This is a genomic window from Rahnella perminowiae (assembly GCF_019049695.1).
Lineage (GTDB): Bacteria > Pseudomonadota > Gammaproteobacteria > Enterobacterales > Enterobacteriaceae > Rahnella > Rahnella perminowiae.
This window is the reverse complement of sequence record NZ_JAFMOT010000185.1, coordinates 109,106-127,731: the sequence shown is the minus strand read 5'-3', so window position 1 is coordinate 127,731 and position 18,626 is coordinate 109,106. Positions and strand designations below refer to the sequence as shown.

At 52.4% G+C, this 18,626-nt stretch carries 22 protein-coding genes and 1 pseudogene; 15 read left to right on the top strand and 8 right to left on the bottom strand.

Going from position 1 to position 18,626, the window contains the following annotated elements; all coding sequences use genetic code 11:
• The first annotated feature begins 213 nt into the window (after positions 1-213).
• The 3 genes from J1781_RS19895 (at position 214) to J1781_RS19885 (ending at position 2,499) form a co-directional block, all read left to right on the top strand.
• Positions 214-1,674, top strand: coding sequence for an NAD-dependent succinate-semialdehyde dehydrogenase (locus J1781_RS19895; protein ID WP_129954748.1), 1,461 nt, complete (start codon positions 214-216; stop codon positions 1,672-1,674).
• A 76-nt stretch (positions 1,675-1,750) separates the two neighbouring features.
• Positions 1,751-2,200: a ribonuclease domain-containing protein gene (locus tag J1781_RS19890; protein WP_217234061.1), complete on the top strand. Its 450-nt coding sequence runs from the start codon at positions 1,751-1,753 to the stop codon at positions 2,198-2,200.
• Between the two features lie 5 nt (positions 2,201-2,205).
• Positions 2,206-2,499, top strand: coding sequence for a barstar family protein (locus tag J1781_RS19885; protein ID WP_129954857.1), 294 nt, complete (start codon positions 2,206-2,208; stop codon positions 2,497-2,499).
• 52 nt (positions 2,500-2,551) lie between these two features.
• Here J1781_RS19885 and yjgA read toward each other — a convergent pair whose 3' ends face one another.
• Positions 2,552-3,103, bottom strand: a complete 552-nt coding sequence (gene yjgA / locus J1781_RS19880) for a ribosome biogenesis factor YjgA (protein ID WP_129954746.1) — start codon at positions 3,101-3,103, stop codon at positions 2,552-2,554.
• A 226-nt stretch (positions 3,104-3,329) separates the two neighbouring features.
• Between yjgA and pmbA the strand changes: the two genes are divergently transcribed.
• Together pmbA and cybC are read left to right on the top strand one after the other, a co-directional pair.
• Positions 3,330-4,670, top strand: coding sequence for a metalloprotease PmbA (pmbA, locus tag J1781_RS19875; protein WP_015698911.1), 1,341 nt, complete (start codon positions 3,330-3,332; stop codon positions 4,668-4,670).
• Positions 4,671-4,816: 146 nt separating this feature from the next.
• Complete coding sequence (gene cybC / locus J1781_RS19870) at positions 4,817-5,203, top strand: cytochrome b562 (RefSeq protein ID WP_217234060.1); 387 nt, start codon at positions 4,817-4,819, stop codon at positions 5,201-5,203.
• A gap of 384 nt (positions 5,204-5,587) precedes the next feature.
• Here cybC and rnk read toward each other — a convergent pair whose 3' ends face one another.
• A complete protein-coding gene (rnk, locus tag J1781_RS19865) occupies positions 5,588-5,998 on the bottom strand; it encodes a nucleoside diphosphate kinase regulator (RefSeq protein WP_015698907.1) in 411 nt (136 codons plus the stop codon).
• A 399-nt stretch (positions 5,999-6,397) separates the two neighbouring features.
• Between rnk and J1781_RS19860 the strand changes: the two genes are divergently transcribed.
• The 10 genes and pseudogenes from J1781_RS19860 to J1781_RS19820 all read left to right on the top strand — a co-directional run bounded on the left by J1781_RS19860 (position 6,398) and on the right by J1781_RS19820 (position 14,148).
• On the top strand, positions 6,398-6,748 hold the full coding sequence (locus J1781_RS19860; RefSeq protein WP_217158722.1) for a PRD domain-containing protein: 351 nt from the start codon (positions 6,398-6,400) through the stop codon (positions 6,746-6,748).
• A 46-nt stretch (positions 6,749-6,794) separates the two neighbouring features.
• Positions 6,795-7,160: an SFCGS family glycine-rich protein gene (locus tag J1781_RS19855; protein ID WP_120508349.1), complete on the top strand. Its 366-nt coding sequence runs from the start codon at positions 6,795-6,797 to the stop codon at positions 7,158-7,160.
• Positions 7,160-7,459: a DUF4312 family protein gene (locus J1781_RS19850; protein WP_129954742.1), complete on the top strand. Its 300-nt coding sequence runs from the start codon at positions 7,160-7,162 to the stop codon at positions 7,457-7,459. Before J1781_RS19855 ends, J1781_RS19850 begins: the two co-directional genes overlap by 1 nt.
• A gap of 32 nt (positions 7,460-7,491) precedes the next feature.
• The gene (locus J1781_RS19845; RefSeq protein ID WP_129954741.1) at positions 7,492-8,268 is read left to right on the top strand and encodes a DUF4311 domain-containing protein; all 777 of its coding nucleotides are present in this window, start codon (positions 7,492-7,494) and stop codon (positions 8,266-8,268) included.
• Between the two features lie 12 nt (positions 8,269-8,280).
• A complete protein-coding gene (locus tag J1781_RS19840) occupies positions 8,281-8,928 on the top strand; it encodes a DUF4310 family protein (protein ID WP_129954740.1) in 648 nt (215 codons plus the stop codon).
• Between the two features lie 71 nt (positions 8,929-8,999).
• The gene (locus J1781_RS19835; protein ID WP_217234058.1) at positions 9,000-10,133 is read left to right on the top strand and encodes an amidohydrolase/deacetylase family metallohydrolase; all 1,134 of its coding nucleotides are present in this window, start codon (positions 9,000-9,002) and stop codon (positions 10,131-10,133) included.
• A complete protein-coding gene (locus J1781_RS19830) occupies positions 10,123-11,250 on the top strand; it encodes a DgaE family pyridoxal phosphate-dependent ammonia lyase (RefSeq protein WP_129954738.1) in 1,128 nt (375 codons plus the stop codon). Before J1781_RS19835 ends, J1781_RS19830 begins: the two co-directional genes overlap by 11 nt.
• Positions 11,247-11,987, top strand: coding sequence for a 2-dehydro-3-deoxy-phosphogluconate aldolase (dagF, locus tag J1781_RS19825; protein ID WP_129991977.1), 741 nt, complete (start codon positions 11,247-11,249; stop codon positions 11,985-11,987). Before J1781_RS19830 ends, dagF begins: the two co-directional genes overlap by 4 nt.
• Positions 11,988-12,004: 17 nt before the next feature.
• Positions 12,005-12,147 (top strand): annotated as a pseudogene (locus tag J1781_RS26540) (beta-propeller fold lactonase family protein); the annotation flags it as partial.
• Positions 12,148-12,228: 81 nt separating this feature from the next.
• The gene (locus tag J1781_RS19820) at positions 12,229-14,148 is read left to right on the top strand and encodes a BglG family transcription antiterminator (RefSeq protein WP_129954736.1); all 1,920 of its coding nucleotides are present in this window, start codon (positions 12,229-12,231) and stop codon (positions 14,146-14,148) included.
• A 133-nt stretch (positions 14,149-14,281) separates the two neighbouring features.
• Here J1781_RS19820 and npr read toward each other — a convergent pair whose 3' ends face one another.
• The 6 genes from npr to lptB form a co-directional block, all read right to left on the bottom strand.
• A complete protein-coding gene (gene npr, locus J1781_RS19815) occupies positions 14,282-14,554 on the bottom strand; it encodes a PTS phosphocarrier protein NPr (RefSeq protein WP_120131579.1) in 273 nt (90 codons plus the stop codon).
• Positions 14,551-15,405, bottom strand: coding sequence for an RNase adapter RapZ (rapZ, locus tag J1781_RS19810; RefSeq protein WP_129954735.1), 855 nt, complete (start codon positions 15,403-15,405; stop codon positions 14,551-14,553). Before rapZ ends, npr begins: the two co-directional genes overlap by 4 nt.
• 67 nt (positions 15,406-15,472) lie before the next feature.
• Entirely contained in the window at positions 15,473-15,955 is a 483-nt protein-coding gene (ptsN, locus tag J1781_RS19805; RefSeq protein WP_173362074.1) for a PTS IIA-like nitrogen regulatory protein PtsN, read from the bottom strand.
• 98 nt (positions 15,956-16,053) lie between these two features.
• A complete protein-coding gene (hpf, locus tag J1781_RS19800) occupies positions 16,054-16,341 on the bottom strand; it encodes a ribosome hibernation promoting factor (RefSeq protein ID WP_013577259.1) in 288 nt (95 codons plus the stop codon).
• 23 nt (positions 16,342-16,364) lie between these two features.
• Positions 16,365-17,798: an RNA polymerase factor sigma-54 gene (rpoN, locus tag J1781_RS19795; protein WP_217234056.1), complete on the bottom strand. Its 1,434-nt coding sequence runs from the start codon at positions 17,796-17,798 to the stop codon at positions 16,365-16,367.
• A gap of 101 nt (positions 17,799-17,899) precedes the next feature.
• A complete protein-coding gene (gene lptB, locus J1781_RS19790; RefSeq protein ID WP_013577257.1) occupies positions 17,900-18,625 on the bottom strand; it encodes an LPS export ABC transporter ATP-binding protein in 726 nt (241 codons plus the stop codon).
• Position 18,626 lies beyond the last annotated feature (1 nt).

The window sequence follows — 18,626 nt, the reverse complement described above, 5'->3', positions numbered from 1 at the left end:
AAAGATCGCGCAGAGGTCACGCGGTGCACCTGCGTGGGGCAGGAAAAACATCAGGGTTATGCGGATATTTTCCACAATCTCAGCAGAAAAGCCCGGTGTAACTGAATGTTACAAGCACAGAACGCTAAACGCCTTGTGACCTCGTCCCGGTTTTTAGCGTCTATACTTACTGCCATATTCCGTTTTGAATGGCATAAATCAGGAGGATCCCTTATGTCTGCCCAGATTGAAAAACTCTCCGCACATCCTTTATTTAAGACCGGCTATTTTGCTGGCGGTAAATGGCTTGAGGCCAAAGACACCTTCGATGTGCTGGATCCGGCAACCGGCGAGGTGGTCGCCAAAGTGGCAAAGGCCGGAAAGGCGGAAACGGAAGCTGCAGTGAAGGCGGCCAGCGACGCTTTTCCACAATGGCGTAAAACCACAGCGAAAGCGCGTTCTGAAATCTTGCATCGCTGGTATGAACTGATGCTGGAAAATAAACAATTCCTGGGTGAACTGATGGTTGCCGAGCAGGGCAAGCCGCTGAAAGAGGCATTGGGTGAAGTCGATTACGCTGCAAGCTATCTGCAATGGTTCAGCGAAGAGGCCAAACGTGCCAACGGCGAAATCATTCCTCCGGCCAAATCCGGCTCACGCATCCTGGCGACACGCGAACCCGTCGGCGTGGTGGCGGCAATCACGCCATGGAATTTCCCGCTGGCGATGCTGACCCGCAAACTGGGACCGGCGCTGGCGGCAGGTTGTACCGGTCTCATCAAACCGGCCAGTAACACTCCGCTGTCTGCATTTGCTTTGTTGCAACTGGCACAGGATGCGGGCGTACCGGACGGTGTAATCAACGGCGTGGCCGGTGACACCGGTGCTATCAGTGAAGTGATTATGACCAGCGACGCGGTACGTAAAGTCTCCTTTACCGGCTCGACGGAAATCGGCAAAACATTAGTACGCAACAGCGCCGACACCATGAAGAAAGTGTCAATGGAACTGGGCGGTAATGCCCCCTATATCGTGTTTGACGATGCCGACATTGAGGCGGCCGTGCAGGGCGCGATCACCTGTAAATTCCGCAATTCCGGTCAAGTCTGTGTATGTATCAACCGCATTTACGTGCAGGACGGGGTGTACGAGGCATTTACCTCACGGCTGGTGGAAGAAGTGCGCAAACTGAAAGTCGGCAACGGCATGGACGAAGGTGTGATTGTCGGGCCACTGATCAATATCAAGGGGCTGGAGAAAGTCGAAGAACACGTCAGGGACGCGCTGGAGAAAGGCGCACGCCTGATGGAGGGCGGTCAGCGGCACAAACTCGGTGGTAACTTCTTCCAGCCGACAGTGATTATTGATGTTACCGATGACATGAAAGTGGCGCATGAAGAAACCTTCGGCCCGCTGGCGGCCTGTTTCCGTTTCAAAACGGAAGAAGAAGTGATTAAGCGCGCCAACGATACGCCTTTCGGGCTGGCGGCGTATTTCTACAGCCAGAATCTGCAACGTATTTTCCGTGTCGCGGATGCCATAGAAAGCGGGATGATCGGCATTAACGAATGCGCGATTTCCAACGAAGCCGCGCCTTTTGGTGGCGTAAAAGAATCCGGCCTGGGACGTGAAGGTTCGGTGCTGGGACTGGAAGAATATTTGCAGGTGAAAACGCTGCATTTAGGGAACCTTTAAGTCAGCTTTCCAGAAGCTGTTTTTTAAGAAACAATAAACAGGAACATATTCATTCGGCTTAATACAAAGGACGTCAATGAAGGCATTTAACGGGCTGCGTGCGCGCACTCTGGTGATGGCAGCCGCCGTGGTTTTTGCGCTGTGCGGTATCGCGGGGCAGGTTGTCGCTAAAGCGACATATAATCAGGGCACAATAGTCCCGGGTACCGATGAGCAAACAGTGATCGGCTATTTGCGCCAGAATCATCAATTGCCTGAAAATTACATCACCAAGAAAAAGGCACGCGAAGCGGGCTGGGATGCCCGTGCCGGGAATTTATGTGAGGTATTACCCGGTAAAGCGATTGGCGGTGACCGGTTCTCAAACCGGGAAGGGCGTTTGCCTTCGGCGTATAAAAGGGTGTGGCATGAAGCGGATATTAACTATCGCTGCGGGCGTCGCGGGGCAGACCGGGTGTTGTTTGCCAGCGACGGGCTGATTTATGTCAGTAAAGACCATTATCAGAACTTCGTTCGGGTGGAGTAATGTCGATGAATAAAATGAGCTTCGATTTTAATCACATCCCGGATTTACCCGCATTCTACCGTGAGTTCGTCCGTCAGCTTGAACTGACCGACAGCTTTGGTGCGAATCTGGATGCACTCTGGGATGAGGTGACGGGCGGAATAACACTGCCGGTTGAGATAGATTTCATTAATCTGAATGCCAGCCGTAAACGTCGTTTCGGCGCATTGATTCTGTTGTTTGAAGAAGCGGAAGAAGAACTGGAAGGCGAGCTGCGGCTGAACTTACTGGAGAAACCGGTCGCAAAGGCCAAAGGCTGAAAAGAAAAAACCCGCCATTTTCGGTTAAGTAAAAAGGCGGGCTTTTGTTTTTTTATTCCTGACCTTCAGCCAGTTCGCGCAGATACTGGAAAATCTGGCGGTAAGATTTCGGCGGCTTGTTTGCGGCTTTTTCTTTCTGCGCGTTACGGATAAGCGCACGCAGTTGCTGGCGGTCGGCTTCCGGATACAATTCCAAAACCGGCGGGATCGCATCATCACCTTCTTCGACCAGACGATCTCGCAGCATTTCCAGTTTATGGAACAGTGAAACCTGCTGGTTATGGCGGTTTTTCAGCTTATCCAGCGCCGTCTGGATCGGTTCAACATCACGTGAACGCAGCATTTTACCGATCAGTTGTAACTGGCGGCGGCGGCCTTCTTTCTTGATCTTCTGCGCTAAGTCGATGGCTGCACGCAGATCGTCGTCCAGCGGCAGTTTGTCCAGCGAGTTTTTACCCAGCTCAACCATTTCCGCACCGAGATCTTTCAGCGCCTCGGCGTCACGTTTGATTTCACTTTTACTGACCCAGATGATTTCATCATCATCGTCGTTCTCGTTGGTTTCGGGAACGTCATCGTGCCAGTCGTCAATTTTCTTTGTCATGGGCGCTTCCTCTTAACGAGGTAATCCTGTCAGTTTGATTGTGCTTTATTGCTTCGGCGGCATTATGCAGGGTTATGCCGCATACATCCATGTTCTGTTGCAACTTTGGGCATAACAACGCCGGTGTGAATGCGAAATTATGGCGAGTCTCTGTTAGACTCAAAGATATTAGTTTCTGAATACCCGTGTAGAACAACCTCTTAATCTCATAAGCGATGGCATGCCGATGAATGTAGTCAATCAAGTTGCGCAGCAGCGTAAAACCCTGGAACAGGCCGTATCTCAGGCGCTGGAACTGGCGAAAGCGGGTTCAGATGCCGCCGAAGTTGCGGTCAGCAAAACCACCGGTATCGGCGTCAGCACCCGTTTTGGCGAGGTCGAAAATGTTGAATTCAACAGCGACGGCGCACTGGGGATTACCGTTTATTATCAGAACCGTAAAGGCAGCGCGTCTTCTACTGATTTAAGCCCGGATGCCATTTCCCGCACCGTGCAGGCGGCGCTGGATATTGCCCGTTACACCTCGCCGGATCCGTTTGCGGGTGTGGCGGACAAAGAGATGCTGGCGTTTGACGCGCCGGATCTGGATTTATTCCATCCGGAAGAGCTGGATCCTGATCGCAGTATCGAACTGGCCGCCCGTGCTGAACAGGCGGCGTTGCAGGCGGATAAACGTATTACCAATACCGAAGGCGGCAGTTTCAACAGCCATTACGGTATCCGTGTTTTCGGCAACAGCCACGGCATGTTGCAGAGCTATTGCTCAACACGCCATTCCATTTCCGCATCAGTCATCGCCGAACATGAAGGCGACATGGAGCGCGACTATGCGTATTCCATCGCCCGCAAAATGAGTGATCTGAAAGACCCTGAATGGGTCGGCGCAGAGTGCGCCCGCCGCACCTTGTCACGTCTGGCTCCGCGCAAATTACCCACCATGCAGGCACCGGTATTGTTTGCTTCCGAAGTGGCGACCGGTCTGTTCGGGCATCTGGTGGGCGCGATCAGCGGCGGCAGCATTTACCGTAAGTCGTCTTTCCTGCTCGACAGCCTCGGCAAGCAAATTCTGCCGGACTGGCTGACCATTGAAGAACATCCGCACCTGCTGCAGGGACTGGCTTCTACGCCCTTCGACAGCGAAGGTGTGCGCACCGAGCGTCGTGATATCGTCAAAGACGGCGTGCTGCAAAACTGGCTGATGACCTGTTATTCCGCCCGTAAACTCGGCCTGCAAACCACCGGTCACGCGGGCGGCATCCACAACTGGCGCATTGCCGGTCAGGGTGATGATTTCGCAGGCATGCTGCGTAAACTGGATAAAGGCCTGGTCGTCACTGAGCTGATGGGACAGGGCGTCAGTGGCGTCACCGGTGATTACTCACGTGGCGCGGCCGGTTTCTGGGTCGAGAATGGCGAAATTCAGTATCCGGTAAGCGAAATCACTATTGCCGGTAATCTGAAAGATATGTGGCGCAACATGGTCGCGATTGGTAGCGATATCGAGACTCGCAGCAATATCCAGTGTGGTTCCGTGCTGTTACCCGCAATGAAAATCGCTGGCGAATAACCCTTCCTGAAGCAGCGGTCGCCCGATCGCTGCTTTAATTCTTTACAAAAAATTCATGCCGTTTTTCTCTCTCTCAGCTTATTTTTATAAAGCCTTACAAGTAATGTCGTTTTATCTAACAAATAAATAACAACAGAGAGAAAATCATGCGTAAACAACTGATGGCGTTAGCGGTGATAGCCCTGCTCGGAAGCAGCACGGCAGCACTGGCAGCAGATTTAGAAACGGACATGGACACCATTGCTGATAACTACGGCAAAGTATTGAAAACCAACGATCAGACTGAGCTGACCACGGGGCTGGCAAACATGAAATCGGCTGCTGAAGACGCGAAAAAAGCCACACCACCGAAACTCAAAGGTAAAGCGCCTGACAGCCCTGAAATGCAGGATTTCCACAAAGGGCTGGATACGCTGATCGGGCAGATTGATAAGGCGTCAGAACTGGCGAAAGCCGGAAAGATTGATGAAGCGAAGAAAGAAGCGGAAGGGTTTAAAGCCACAAGGAATGAGAACCACAAGAAGTTTAAGTAAGCAGATGGCCGGTGTCTGAGCGGCATTCTCAATGCTGAGGGCGGTGAAAGTTTCGGTTTTTTAATCGCGGTGATCGCTCGGTCTTTCGCGCCGAAACCGACCAAAGAGGGCTAAGACGAGCCCTCTTTGGAATTTCCACGTCTTAAACTGCGCGCTCCGCTCGCTGGCTATGTTTCAGATTTCCAGCCTGTCTCCGCGTTACCTGAAACATAGCCGCCAGCGACAGCGCGCAGTAAAAAAGCGGAGGGAGATCCAAGAGGGAGAAAGCACTTCTCCCTCTTGGGCGGTTTCGGCGCTGCGCGTTAAGCGATCACCGCAGGTGAGAAACCGAAATGTTCTCGGTCTTTAGTAAAGCAGTGCAGCGACTTCTGCAAAAGAAAACCCTTAACGTCTCAACTCCCCCGCCGCCTCCGGCTGAAACAACAACTCCAGCACGGTAATGTCACTCTCAGCACCATTGGGCATTTCCCACGTAATGCTTTCGCCCACGCGCAGCCCCAGCAGCGCAGCACCGAGCGGAGCCATCACCGATAATTGCTCGTTGCTGTCCTGCAATGCTGCCGGATACACCAGTGTGCGGATGTGTTCTTCGCCGTCTTTACCTTCTGTAAAGCGCACCTTGCTGTTCATCGTGACCACGTCGGCGGGGATTTGCTCAGGCGGCAAAATCTCTGCGCGATCTAACTCTTCGTTCAGTGCATCGGCGACCGGACTATTGGCAAAGGCCGGTTGTGCCAGCAGTGTATCCAGGCGTTCTGCGTCAAGTTCGTTGATGATCAGTGTCGGTTTACTCATAACATTCTCCGTGGTTCCTTTTGCATCACCCGCCTCATGCGGGTGGGGTGCCGGTCGGCAAAAAATAACACCCCCGCGGGTAAGCGCGGGGGTGTCGGTAATTTGCATGTGTTCTTTGATACTAGGCATTCTCAGGCGGAAATGAAAGCATTGTGTGGGAATTAATCCGTATTGCGAAAATTCCGATTACCAGCGAAATACGCTGCTACATGCCGCAATATTCAGTGATATGGCGACTTAACTTTTCGTTTTGCGAATGAGATCTGCTCAGCGCATCGTATTTCCACTTCGAACTGGAAAAAGACCCTCTACACAGGAAATGTACGCGGGGTTAGGGTAAAGACAGACAAAATAAACGGCTGGAAATAGTGAGTCAGACAAGGAGAGAGGTAATCGCGAGTGAATAACGCAAGCGCATCTGTGAACGGGGCCGGGCGGATTGAATTGAATGATGCGGCGGCGATAACAGAGCAAGTATTAAAGGATATTCAGGCGATGCAAAGTGCAAAGAATATCTACACCACAGATGTTCAGTTGCAGATGTTAACGTCACACGTTAAAGCCATGGTATTACGCTCTATTACCGGCGAGCCGTTACCTGATGTCGAGAAAGATTTATTTGATGAAATTTCTGCCGAGTCCATGCAAATGGCAGAGGAAGTGGTCAGCTGGTTTGGAAATTTACCGATTGAGGAGGCGTATTTACTCTCGGTGCATTTCGAAGTCGCAAGAGATAATGAGCCTGAATAAATTTTACTGAAAATTTAATGAATTAATTAATCCGGAGATGTGAAACATGGGACAAGTATTAGTGGTGATCGGCGACCGTTTAGGGAAGGGCCAGAAAGTGGCAGCAGGCGTGGAAGCAGCGGGTGGCAAAGCCATTGTTGTCCCTGGCATGGCAGCAGATATGAAACTCGGCGATGTGATGAAAGCAGAGGGTGCCAGCTTAGGTATTTCCTTCTGCGGCAGTGGCGGTGCGGGTGCGATTACCGCACAAAACAAATACGGATATAAAGCTAAATATGGGATGCGCTCCGTGGATGAAGGAGTTACGGCAATTAACGAAGGCTGTCTGGTATTAGGGTTCGGCTTTATGGATAAAGAAGAACTGGGGCAGCGTCTGGTTGAAGCTTATAACAAGAAGTATGGTCAGGCGTAATGAAGCAACAATTAACCACGACGGTCCGGGTTGAAGGAAAAGGCGAAAATAAGGCTGCCGCCTTTTCTTCCGCACTGAGTCAGGTTCAGAGAACGGTTCTCAAGTCATCTGCCAATAATGTCTTGCTACGCATTGAACCGCAGGACGTCAAGATAATAAAGGCAGAAGAATCAGTCAAAAGGGAAAAGTTTCTGTTCTTTTTTCTGGCCAGGGAAAGAAAGAGTTATTACGTGGCGTTAGACATTACCGTCAACCTGACTGTTATTAATACGGAACAGGTAGTTTTTGTCACGAAATAAAAACGTTAGCTATAAATGACAAGGATATACTGATGTTTTTAATTATTTTATTTAAGTCGCTTATTATCGGCGGACTGGTCGGTGTGGGCGTAGGTGCGGGTGCCGCACGTATGTTTCATGCACCCACCGTGCAGGGAATGGGGGCTTTTCGTACGCTTGGGGAATTAAACTCCTGTGAAGGCGATCCGGCTTCACATTTCTCCTTTGGTCTCGGCTTCTTCTTCAACGCCTGGGCTTCTTCCGTGGCGGCAGGTTCTTTCACTCAGGACGTTGACCACCGCATTATTCCTCACTGGGCAACCGCCGCCCTGATGTTCAAAAACCGCAATGTGGCTGAAACCCTGCACGACCCGCGCAAGATGGCAATTGCGGGCGGCATCATCGGCATGATCGTGGTCGCCTTCCTCAACACTACCGCCTCTGCGGTACCTGCAGCGTTACAGGTTACGGCAATTAAAGTGCTGGTACCTGCGGCTAACCTGTTGGTAAACACCGTGATGCCGGTAATTTTCTGGCTGGCGGCAATCGATGCAGGGCGTCGTTCCGGTTTCTGGGCCACCATTTTTGGCGGTATGGCGCAGATGATCATGGGTAACGCCGTGCCGGGTCTGGTGCTGGGTATTCTGATTGGTAAAGGTGTTGAAGAAAGCGGCTGGAACCACGTCACCAAAGTGATGATGGCGGCGATTATCGCGCTGTTTGTCCTCAGCGGCTTCTTCCGCGGGTTCGACGTCAAGCTGTTGCAGTCATTCATGCTGGACGTCCCGACATGGCTGAACGGCATTCACAATTCACTCAGCGGTAAGTAAGGGAGCATGACAATGGAAGAACAAGCCAAACGTGGTTTCTGGTACGCCGAGTGGTCGTTCCCGATCTTTGTCGGACTGCTGTCTTCCGGCGTTTTCGCCGGGACACATATGTATTACCTGTACGGCATCGGCGCGTTTAACGAAGTGGCCTTTGTGTCGATGCTGCGTTCCGGCATGGACACCGGCGTGTACGGCGCAGTGGCGGCTTTCGGTGCCAGTTTCCTGTTTGCCCGCATCATCGAAGGCTCGCTGGTCGGTATTCTCGATATCGGCGGCGCGATCCAGACCGGTATCGGCCTGGGCGTTCCGGCACTGTTGCTCGGCGCCGGGATCATCTTTCCGGTGGCGAACTTCGCGGCCTCACTGGTGACCGGCCTGATCCTCGGGTTAGCCGTGGGATACATCATCATTCTGGCGCGTAAATTTACCATCAATCAGAGCAATTCAACCTACGGTGCTGACGTCATGATGGGCGCGGGTAACGCCTCGGGCCGTTTCCTCGGGCCGCTGATTATCCTGTCAGCAATGGCGGCATCGATTCCTATCGGTCTGGGCTCGCTGATGGGTGCGCTGGGTTTCTATTTGTGGCAGAAGCCGATTACCGGTGGTGCCATTCTCGGTGCGATGGTGCTGGGCGCTATCTTCCCTGTTTCACTGTAGCAACAGCAGCGGATCAGCGGTAAACGGGCGTCAGGAGCATTCCTGATGCCCGAGATTATGGAGAATGTCGTATGTATGACTTAATCATCCGGCAGGCATTACGCGCAGACGGTAGCCTGACTGATATTGCAATTCGCGACGGCAAATTTGCCGCCATTGGCACACTGGCCCCCGGTGCCACTGCCCGCCAGACTCTCGATCTGCAGGGTAAGGTTTACGCCAGCGCTGGCTGGATCGATTCCCATGTTCACTGTTACCCGAAATCGCCGATTTATCATGATGAAGCTGATCTGATCGGGGTCGCCTGCGGTGTTACCACCGTGGCGGATGCCGGCAGCACCGGTGCAAATGATATCGACGATTTCTATCAGATCACCCGTAAGGCGAAAACCAATGTTTATGCTTTCCTGAATATCGCCCGCACCGGCATTGTGACGCAAAACGAACTGGCGGATATGACGCAGATTGACAAGATCGGCGTGCGTGATGCCATCGCGCGAAATCCCGGTTTTATCATTGGTATCAAAGCACGCATGAGCAACAGCGTGGTCGGGCAGAACGGCCTGAAACCGCTGGTGCGCGCCAAAGAAATACAGCAGGAAAATGCTCCTCTGCCGCTGATGGTGCATATCGGCAATAACCCGCCGAACCTCGATGAAATCGCTGATTTGCTGACCTCAGGTGACATTATTACTCACTGTTATAACGGCAAGCCGAACCGCATTCTCTCGCCGGAAGGCGTACTGCGCGACTCCGTTAAGCGTGCGCTCAGCCGTGGCGTGTTGCTGGATGTCGGTCATGGCACTGCGAGTTTCAGCTTTGAAGTGGCAGAACTGGCTATTAAGCAGGGCATTTTGCCGCACACCATCAGCTCCGATATTTATTGCCGCAACCGCCTGAACGGGCCGGTTCACAGTCTGGCGACCGTAATGTCGAAGTTCTTCAGCGTCGGCATGACATTGCCACAGGTCATTGATTGCGTGACCACTCACGCCGCCGGTGCACTCTGTCTGCCTGCCAAAGGCCGTCTGGACGCAGGCGCAGATGCCGATCTGACACTGTTCGAGTTACGTCAGGCACCGCAGGTATTTATTGATTCCGAAGGAAAGTCCGCGAAGGGCGAAAGTGTGCTGGTGCCCCTGGCCGCCGTGGTCGCGGGTGTCATCCTGTTAACCGAAGAAGGGAAATCTGCTCATGTCTTCTGAACAATCTTTATATGAAAAATATGATTTAAAACAGGTTATTAACGCATCAGGTCGCATGACGGCACTGGGTGTTTCTACTCCGCGCGAGGAAGTGGCAGCGGTAGTGAATACCGGTCTGAATCATTACTTTGAAATGAAAGATCTGGTGAACAAAACCGGCGCTTACATCGCGAAATTGCTTCACGTCGAAAGCGCGGTGGTCGTCTCCTGCGCCTCGGCCGGGATCGCGCAATCTGTCGCGGCGGTGATTGTGAAAGATGATGCCTGGCTGCTGGAAAACCTGCATGCCGCGCCGCTGGACATTCCGCACGACATCGTGCTGCCAAAAGGCCACAACGTGAATTTCGGTGCGCCGGTCGCAACGATGGTGACGATGGGCGGCGGCAAGGTAGTGGAAGCCGGTTATGCCAACGAATGTTCTGCCGCGCAACTTGCCGCCTGCATTACGCCGCGCACGGCCGCAATCATGTACATCAAATCACACCACTCGGTGCAGAAAAGTATTTTATCAGTCGCCGAAGCCGCCGAAGTGGCGCGTGCACATAACGTGCCGCTGATCGTCGATGCTGCCGCTGAAGAAGATCTGACGTGTTATTACGAAACGGGTGCGGATCTGGTGATTTACAGTGGCGCTAAAGCCATCGAAGGGCCGACCAGTGGCCTGGTGCTCGGTAAAAAACAGTATGTCGAATGGGTAAAACTGCAATCCGGCGGCATTGGCCGTGCGATGAAAGTCGGCAAAGAAGGCATTCTCGGCCTGACGCAGGCGATCGAAAGCTATCTCACCCTGCCGAAAACCACCGGACAGGAAATGGTCGACAAGATGACGCCATTCATTGCCAGCCTGAACGAAATTAAGGGTGTGACTGGCCGCGTGGTCTGGGACAGCGCCGGACGTGATATCGCCCGCACGGAAATTACTTTCGATGAAGCCGTACTCGGCTGGAAAACCAAAGCCATTGTGGACGCCATGAAGAACGGCGATATCGCGATTTATTTTCGTGGTTACCGGGCCAATGAAGGCAAGATTGAAGTCGACGTACGCAGCGTAACGCCGCCTCAGCTTGCCATCGTCGCGCAACGTTTTAAACAACTTTTCAAGGGAGACAACGCATGAAGCTGACTCCGAACTTCTACCGTGACCGTGTGTGTCTGAACGTTCTGGCAGGCTCAAAAAACAATGCGCGTGATATCTATGAAGCCGCAGAAGGCCACGTGCTGGTCGGCGTGCTGTCAAAAAATTACGCGGATGTGGCCAGCGCGGTAGCGGATATGAAGGAATATGCGGCGCTGATTGAAAACGCTTTGTCCGTCGGGTTAGGCGCAGGCGATCCGCGTCAGTCGCTGATGGTCAGCCAGATTTCCGCACAGGTTCAGCCGCAACACGTCAACCAGGTCTTTACCGGTGTCGGCACCAGCCGTGCCTTGCTGGGGCAGAATGACAGCGTGGTGAACGGTCTGATTTCGCCAACCGGTAAAGCGGGTTTGGTGAAAATCAATACCGGACCGCTGAGTTCAGGCTCTGCTGACGCGATTGTGCCGGTAGAAACGGCCATTGCGCTGCTCAGAGACATGGGGGGCAGCTCGGTGAAGTATTTCCCGATGGGGGGCCTGAAAACCCGTGACGAATTCGCTGCCGTGGCCCGTGCCTGTGCCGAACAGGATTTCTGGCTTGAGCCGACCGGCGGTATCGACCTGGAAAACTTCGAGCCGATTATGGAAATCGCGCTGGCGGCAGGTGTCACCAAAATCATCCCGCATATTTACAGCTCGATCATCGACAGTGCATCGGGTAATACGCGTCCTGAGGATGTGAAAACCCTGCTGGCCAGCGTCAGAAAGCTGGTGGGTTAAGGTTCTGACACTTGCTGCCGGAGGACAAATATATTTACGCAATGAATCAACGAAGCGATAACATCACCAGATTCAAGGTATCAGCCGAAAGCGGCACGCTGTCTTTTTCGATAGTTATGTGACGGTGGGCAGCCCCTCACCGAGGGTGATGGTGCCTTAAATGGCGCGGCAACAGTGACACCCCCGTTCGCGACACGCATTTGCTGTGAACGGGGGCCCGTTGAAACGAACTGGAAGAACTATGGTGAGATTTCCCAATCAACGTCTGGCGCAACTGTTTGATGCGCTGCAAACCGAAACGCTGCCTCAGGACGAACTGGCAAAACGTCTGTCGGTGTCGACGCGAACGGTTCGTGCGGATATCACTGCGCTTAATGAAATCATCGCAGACTATGGCGCGACTTTTATACACAGTCGCGGCAGCGGATATCAGCTGCGGATTGATGACCATGGCCTGTTCTCGTCGTTGCAGCAATCGACACAACCTAAACCGAATCCGACGCCCCGCACAGCCGCCGGGCGGGTGAAGACGTTGTTGATCCGCTTTTTGACTTCTGCCTTTTCATTAAAGCTGGAAGATCTGGCCGATGAATGGTTTGTCAGCCGCGGAACTCTGCAAAATGATATGGCTGAGGTAAGGGAGCATCTGGCCCGCTATCACCTGAATATCGAAACCAAGCCGCGCTATGGCATGAAGCTGTTTGGCGCTGAGCTGGCAATCCGTGCCTGCCTGACTGACCTGCTGTTTCAGCTCGATGCTGAAGAACAAACCAATCCGCTGCTCAAATCGGAAAGCCTGGAACCGGAAGCGCTGGTGCCACTGACGCGCTTTATGCATCAGCTTCTGAGTCAGTCTTCTATTCAGCTGACTGATGAGGGCGAGCACTATCTGATCCTCTATTGTGCGGTGGCCATTAAGCGTATCGCCAGGGGCTATCCGCTGACTGATTTTGATGCCGAAGATGGCGACCCGGCGGTGAAACAGGTTTCTGTAAGGCTGGCGGCAGAGCTGAAAGCGCTGGTCGGCAAGGAAATTCCTGCCTCTGAAGAGGCGTATCTGCGGGTGAATATCGCCGCGCGTCGCGTACAGCAAATTCTGCCGACAGACATCAATGCAGATGATGATGAATCGCTGGTCGATTACATCCTTTCGTATATCAACTCGCACTATAACTATGATTTGCAAGGCGATAAGCAGCTGCGTGCTGATCTGCTGACGCACATTAAGACCATGATTACGCGGGTGAAGTATCAGATTAATATTCCCAATCCGCTGCTAAACAACATCAAACAGCATTATCCGATGGCCTATGACGTCACGCTGGCGGCGGTTTCAAGCTGGGGGAAATACACGCCGTATACACTCAGCGAAAACGAGATTGGTTTTCTGGTGCTGCACATCGGCGTCGGGCTGGAGCGGCATTACAATATCGGCTACCAGCGACACCCGCAGGTGATGCTGGTATGTGATACCGGCAATTCGACAATCCGCATGATTCAGGCGCAGATTAATCGCAAGTATCCGCAACTGGTGATGAAGCAGGTTGTGACGTTGCGTGATTATGAGCAACTGGAACACATCGACGAAGATTTTATTATTTCCAATGCCCGCATCAGTGAGAAAAATAAGCCGGTGGTGGTGCTGTCGCCATTCCCGACCGAATACCAAATGGAGCAGCTCGGTAAACTGGTTCTGGTAGACCGCACGCGGCCTTATATGCTGGAAAAATTCTTCGACGAAAAACATTTTATGATCATCAATGAACCGATGACGCAGGCGGAGTTATTCCGCCATGTGTGCTCGCAGCTGGAAGCGGAAGGTTATGTCGATCAGGCGTTTTATCCGTCGGTGGTAGAGCGTGAAGAGATTGTCTCGACCATGCTGGGTGAAGGCATTGCGCTGCCGCACTCGCTGGGGTTGCTGGCAAAGAAAACCGTGGTAATCACGTTGCTCTCTCCCCAGGGCATTGCATGGGGAGAAGGGGAAACCGCACACGTAATTTTCCTGCTGGCGATCAGCAAAGCAGATTATGAAGAGGCGATGGCGATTTACGATTTATTCGTGACGTTTGTGCGGGAACGCTCAATGAGCCGTTTGCTGAGCAGTGAGAATTTTGAAAGCTTCAAGGCAATTGCAATAGATTGCCTTTCACGCATTTAAAATCTTACTTATCCCCAAAATAGTTCGAGTTGAGGAAGGTGGCAAACGAAGGAGTCCCGATGAGCTTACACGGGTAAGTGATTCGGGTAACTGAGCGCAGCCAACGCACCTGCAACTTGAAATATGACGGGGATTAGTCCTCGTCAAAACCGGAGTTGATCAGATTTACGACAGCGGTGAGCGCCTGTTCTTCGTCGGGCCCCGTGGCTTCGATTTCGATTTTCTGGCCTTTCGGGGAGTCTAGCATCAGCAGCGCGATAACACTGCTGGCTTCCGCTTCTATGCCCGTGCCGTTGCGCAGCATAACTTCTGATTCAAAGCTCTGCACCAGTTCAAACAATTTCATTGCCGGTCGGGCGTGCATGCCTAACCGGTTTTTGATTTCTACCGTTTGTTTCACCGTCATGATTTGCGTTTTTCCAGCGTGCGATGGCGGGACTGCACATTCTTCCCGCGGGAACGGAAATAGTCGGCCAGTTGCTCTGCGATGTACACCGAACGGTGTTTACCGCCGGTACAGCCAATGGCGACGGTCAGATAGCTGCGGTTGTTGGTTTCCAGCATTGGCAGCCACTGTTCGAGGTAGCTGCGGGTCTGGTAGATAAAGTTATGCACTTCAGTATGACGGTCGAGGAACGCCGCCACCGGCTTATCAAGGCCGGTCATCGGACGCAATTTCGGATCCCAGTGCGGGTTCGGCAGAAAACGGACGTCGAAGACGTAATCCGCATCAATCGGTATGCCGTGTTTGAAGCCGAAGGATTCGAATACCATGGTCAGTTCGCGCTCGCGTTTACCCAGCAGACGGGTACGCAGCATTTCTGCCAGTTCATGCACGGACATTTCGGAGGTATCGATGATCAGATCCGCCGACGAACGCAGCGGTTCGAGCAGATCGGCTTCTTCATCAATGGCACTTTCGAGGGACAAGTTTTTGCTGGAAAGCGGGTGCAGACGACGGGTGTCGCTGTAACGGCGGATCAAAGTATTACGGTCGGCATCAAGGAATAACAGCTGCGGCGAAAAACTCTCCGGCAGTTGTGACATCGCATGCTCATAAACTTCGGGTGTTTCCGGCATGTTACGGACGTCAATGCTCACGGCCGCTGACGTATTACGTTCAACGAGTGTCTGGGCAAGCTGCGGCAATAACACCACCGGTAAATTGTCCACACAGTAAAAACCCATGTCTTCTAATGCCCGTAGGGCAACCGACTTCCCGGAACCGGAACGGCCGCTGACAATCATCAGCACCATGGTGACACTCCCCTGGCATTCAGTGTTCAGAATTCATTTTCCCGGCACCGTACCGGGAATCAGCAATTTATTCGTTTTCAGTCATTATCTGGAACAGTTCTTCGTCGCTTTGCGCACCACGCAGACGGCGACATACTGTTTTATCAGCTAATTTCTTCGCGACTAAAGATAATGTATGTAAATGGGTTTTACATTGATCTGCCGGTACCAGCAAGGCAAAAAGCAAATCTACCGGCTGATTATCGATGGCGTCAAAAGCAATCGGCTGTTCAAGCTGAATGAACACGCCAACGGCACGTAAAGTGTCTTCTTCCAGCTTACCGTGCGGGATGGCGATCCCGGCACCGATCCCGGTGCTCCCCATACGTTCGCGGGTCAAAATAGCGTCGAAAATCACCTGTGGCGACAAATTTAATTGTTTGGCGGCCAGCTCGCTGATGATTTCCAGTGCGCGTTTTTTGCTGGCGCAATGAACGCCGCTTTTGGTGCATTCGGCATTAAGCACCGACGTTAATTGCATTGCAGTATCGTTAATCATGTCATCTTTCACTTTTGCGCTGTTTCACCCTTAAAGCTATATCGGCTCGTTTCCCGAAGGTCACAAGCCGATGCCCGAAGGTTTGTAGCACAGGGTTGGCTACATGAATGTCAGTGCTGTTTCAGTTTGTCTTTATGTTTATTCAGCTGTCGGGCCAGTTTATCAACCAGCCCGTCAATCGCTGCGTACATATCCTGATGTTCCGAGGTGGCATGTAATTCGCCTCCGTTCACATGCAAAGTGGCTTCCGCTACTTTCTGCACCTTTTCCACGCTCAACACCACATACACCTGATTAATCCTGTCGAAATACTGCTCGAGCTTAGCCAGTTTCGACGTGATGAACTCTCTCAGGGGATCCGTGATCTCAATGTGATGTCCGGTAATGTTGAGCTGCATAATGTCTTCCTTCTCTGTTGAGGTCAAACTAACTGTTTACGTTGGTTTGAGGGCGGGATGGACAAAGACTCTCGGTATTTGGCGACAGTCCGGCGCGCAACCATAATTCCCTGATCGGAAAGCAGGGTTGCTAACTTGCTGTCACTGAGCGGTTTTACAGGATTCTCCGCTGCGATTAATTTCTTCACCAGCGCCCGGATCGCGGTTGACGATGCCTCGCCGCCGCTGTCTGTACTGACATGGCTGGAGAAGAAATACTTCAGTTCGAAAATACCACGCGGACTGTGCAGGAACTTTTGTGTCGTCACGCGTGAAATCGTCGATTCGTGCATTTCCACGGCACTGGCAATATCGGCCAGCACCATAGGTTTCATAAATTCTTCACCCAGTTCAAAGAACGCCTGCTGCTGCTCAACGATGCAGCGCGTCACTTTCAACAGCGTGTCGTTACGGCTTTCCAGGCTTTTAATTAACCACTTGGCTTCCTGCAGATTGCTGCGGATAAATTGCCCGTCGCTGTCGCTGCGTGTGGAGTTACCCATCGCGGCGTACTGCTGGTTAATCTTCAGACGCGGAATGCTGTCGGAATTGAGTTCTACCGTCCAGACCCCTGACACTTTACGCACCAGCACATCCGGGATCACGTATTCGGATTCGCCGGTATTGATCGACTGACCCGGACGCGGATCCAGAGACTGGATCAGAAGCATCGCTCCTTTGAGTGTATCTTCTTTTAACCGGGTTGATCGCATAAGTGCGCGGAAATCATGGTTCGCCAGCAAATCGAGATGTTCGCTGATGATAAGACGGGCTTCAGTGATGAAAGGCGTGTCAGTGGCATATTGAGACAGCTGGATCAGCAGACAATCGCGCAGGTCACGTGCTGCCACCCCCACCGGATCAAAACGCTGAACGCGTTTAAGCACGGCCTCAACTTCCTCCATCGTGATGTTTTCATCACCGACGCTTTCGAGGATGTCTTCAAGGGAGACGGTCAGGTAACCGGTGTCATCCACCGCATCGACAATTGATGTGGCAATCGCGGCATCAGTATCAGAAAACGGCGTCAGCTCAACCTGCCACATCAGGTAATCCTGAAGGGTCTGGGTGGTTTCACCCTGATAAATGGGCAGCTCGTCGTCGCTGTAATCATTACCGGTACCGGACGGCGTGCCTGCGGTGTAAATCTCATCCCAGGTCGCGTCGAGCGGCAATTCTTCCGGCATATCTTTTTGCTCGAGCGCCTCGCGGGTGTCTAACCCCTCGCTGTCGGTGGCTTCTACCGAGTCGATTTCTTCATGAAGGTCAGTTTGTTCCAACAGAGGGTTGCTCTCCAGCGCGAGTTGGATCTCCTGCTGGAGCTCAAGCGTGGACAGTTGCAACAAGCGGATGGCCTGTTGTAACTGGGGAGTCATAGCCAGTTGTTGGCTGAGTCTGAGTTGCAAACCTTGCTTCATATCTTGGCTTAATTCCGTTGATGAGTGAAAACGGCAACACTTCTGTCAGAGACGGCCTGTTTCAGTGTAGGTGGAAACAGGCACGGTTCCGGCGGCACAGATCACAGACGGAATTCTTCACCAAGATAAACACGTTTAACTTGTTCATCAGCAAGAATGTCGGCTGGCGTGCCGTGGGCAATCAATTTCCCCTGACTGACAATATACGCGCGTTCACAAACGTCGAGTGTTTCGCGCACGTTATGGTCAGTGATCAGTACGCCGAGGCCGCTGTCACGTAAATGCTCAATGATTTTTTTAATGTCGATAACGGAAATCGGGTCAACCCCGGCGAACGGTTCATCCAGCAGGATGAATTTAGGGTTTGCTGCCAGCGCACGGGCAATTTCCACACGACGTCGTTCACCACCGGACAGTGACTGACCGAGGTTATCGCGCAAATGAGAAATATGGAACTCTTCCATTAATTCATTCGCGCGGTCATTACGCTGTTCTTTGGTCAGATCATCACGGATCTGCAGCACCGCCATCAGGTTATCAAATACACTGAGACGACGGAATATGGAGGCTTCCTGCGGAAGATAACCAATACCGCGACGGGCGCGGGTATGCAGCGGCAGCAGGCTGATGTCTTCATCATCAACGATGATACGGCCCGCATCGCGCTGGACAATGCCCACGACCATGTAAAAGGTGGTGGTTTTACCCGCACCATTTGGGCCCAATAACCCGACGATTTCACCCGAGTTGACCATCAGGCTGACATCTTCAACGACCTTACGGCCTTTGTATGCCTTGGCGAGATTCTCTGCGATTAATTTAGCCATA

Coding starts and splice junctions, on each gene's coding strand:
- J1781_RS19895 (WP_129954748.1), top strand. CDS start 214: ATGTCTGCCCAGATTGAAAAACTCTCCGCACATCCTTTATTTAAGACC.
- J1781_RS19890 (WP_217234061.1), top strand. CDS start 1,751: ATGAAGGCATTTAACGGGCTGCGTGCGCGCACTCTGGTGATGGCAGCC.
- J1781_RS19885 (WP_129954857.1), top strand. CDS start 2,206: ATGAATAAAATGAGCTTCGATTTTAATCACATCCCGGATTTACCCGCA.
- yjgA (WP_129954746.1), bottom strand. CDS start 3,103: ATGACAAAGAAAATTGACGACTGGCACGATGACGTTCCCGAAACCAAC.
- pmbA (WP_015698911.1), top strand. CDS start 3,330: ATGAATGTAGTCAATCAAGTTGCGCAGCAGCGTAAAACCCTGGAACAG.
- cybC (WP_217234060.1), top strand. CDS start 4,817: ATGCGTAAACAACTGATGGCGTTAGCGGTGATAGCCCTGCTCGGAAGC.
- rnk (WP_015698907.1), bottom strand. CDS start 5,998: ATGAGTAAACCGACACTGATCATCAACGAACTTGACGCAGAACGCCTG.
- J1781_RS19855 (WP_120508349.1), top strand. CDS start 6,795: ATGGGACAAGTATTAGTGGTGATCGGCGACCGTTTAGGGAAGGGCCAG.
- J1781_RS19850 (WP_129954742.1), top strand. CDS start 7,160: ATGAAGCAACAATTAACCACGACGGTCCGGGTTGAAGGAAAAGGCGAA.
- J1781_RS19845 (WP_129954741.1), top strand. CDS start 7,492: ATGTTTTTAATTATTTTATTTAAGTCGCTTATTATCGGCGGACTGGTC.
- J1781_RS19840 (WP_129954740.1), top strand. CDS start 8,281: ATGGAAGAACAAGCCAAACGTGGTTTCTGGTACGCCGAGTGGTCGTTC.
- J1781_RS19835 (WP_217234058.1), top strand. CDS start 9,000: ATGTATGACTTAATCATCCGGCAGGCATTACGCGCAGACGGTAGCCTG.
- J1781_RS19830 (WP_129954738.1), top strand. CDS start 10,123: ATGTCTTCTGAACAATCTTTATATGAAAAATATGATTTAAAACAGGTT.
- dagF (WP_129991977.1), top strand. CDS start 11,247: ATGAAGCTGACTCCGAACTTCTACCGTGACCGTGTGTGTCTGAACGTT.
- J1781_RS19820 (WP_129954736.1), top strand. CDS start 12,229: ATGGTGAGATTTCCCAATCAACGTCTGGCGCAACTGTTTGATGCGCTG.
- npr (WP_120131579.1), bottom strand. CDS start 14,554: ATGACGGTGAAACAAACGGTAGAAATCAAAAACCGGTTAGGCATGCAC.
- rapZ (WP_129954735.1), bottom strand. CDS start 15,405: ATGGTGCTGATGATTGTCAGCGGCCGTTCCGGTTCCGGGAAGTCGGTT.
- hpf (WP_013577259.1), bottom strand. CDS start 16,341: ATGCAGCTCAACATTACCGGACATCACATTGAGATCACGGATCCCCTG.
- rpoN (WP_217234056.1), bottom strand. CDS start 17,798: ATGAAGCAAGGTTTGCAACTCAGACTCAGCCAACAACTGGCTATGACT.
- lptB (WP_013577257.1), bottom strand. CDS start 18,625: ATGGCTAAATTAATCGCAGAGAATCTCGCCAAGGCATACAAAGGCCGT.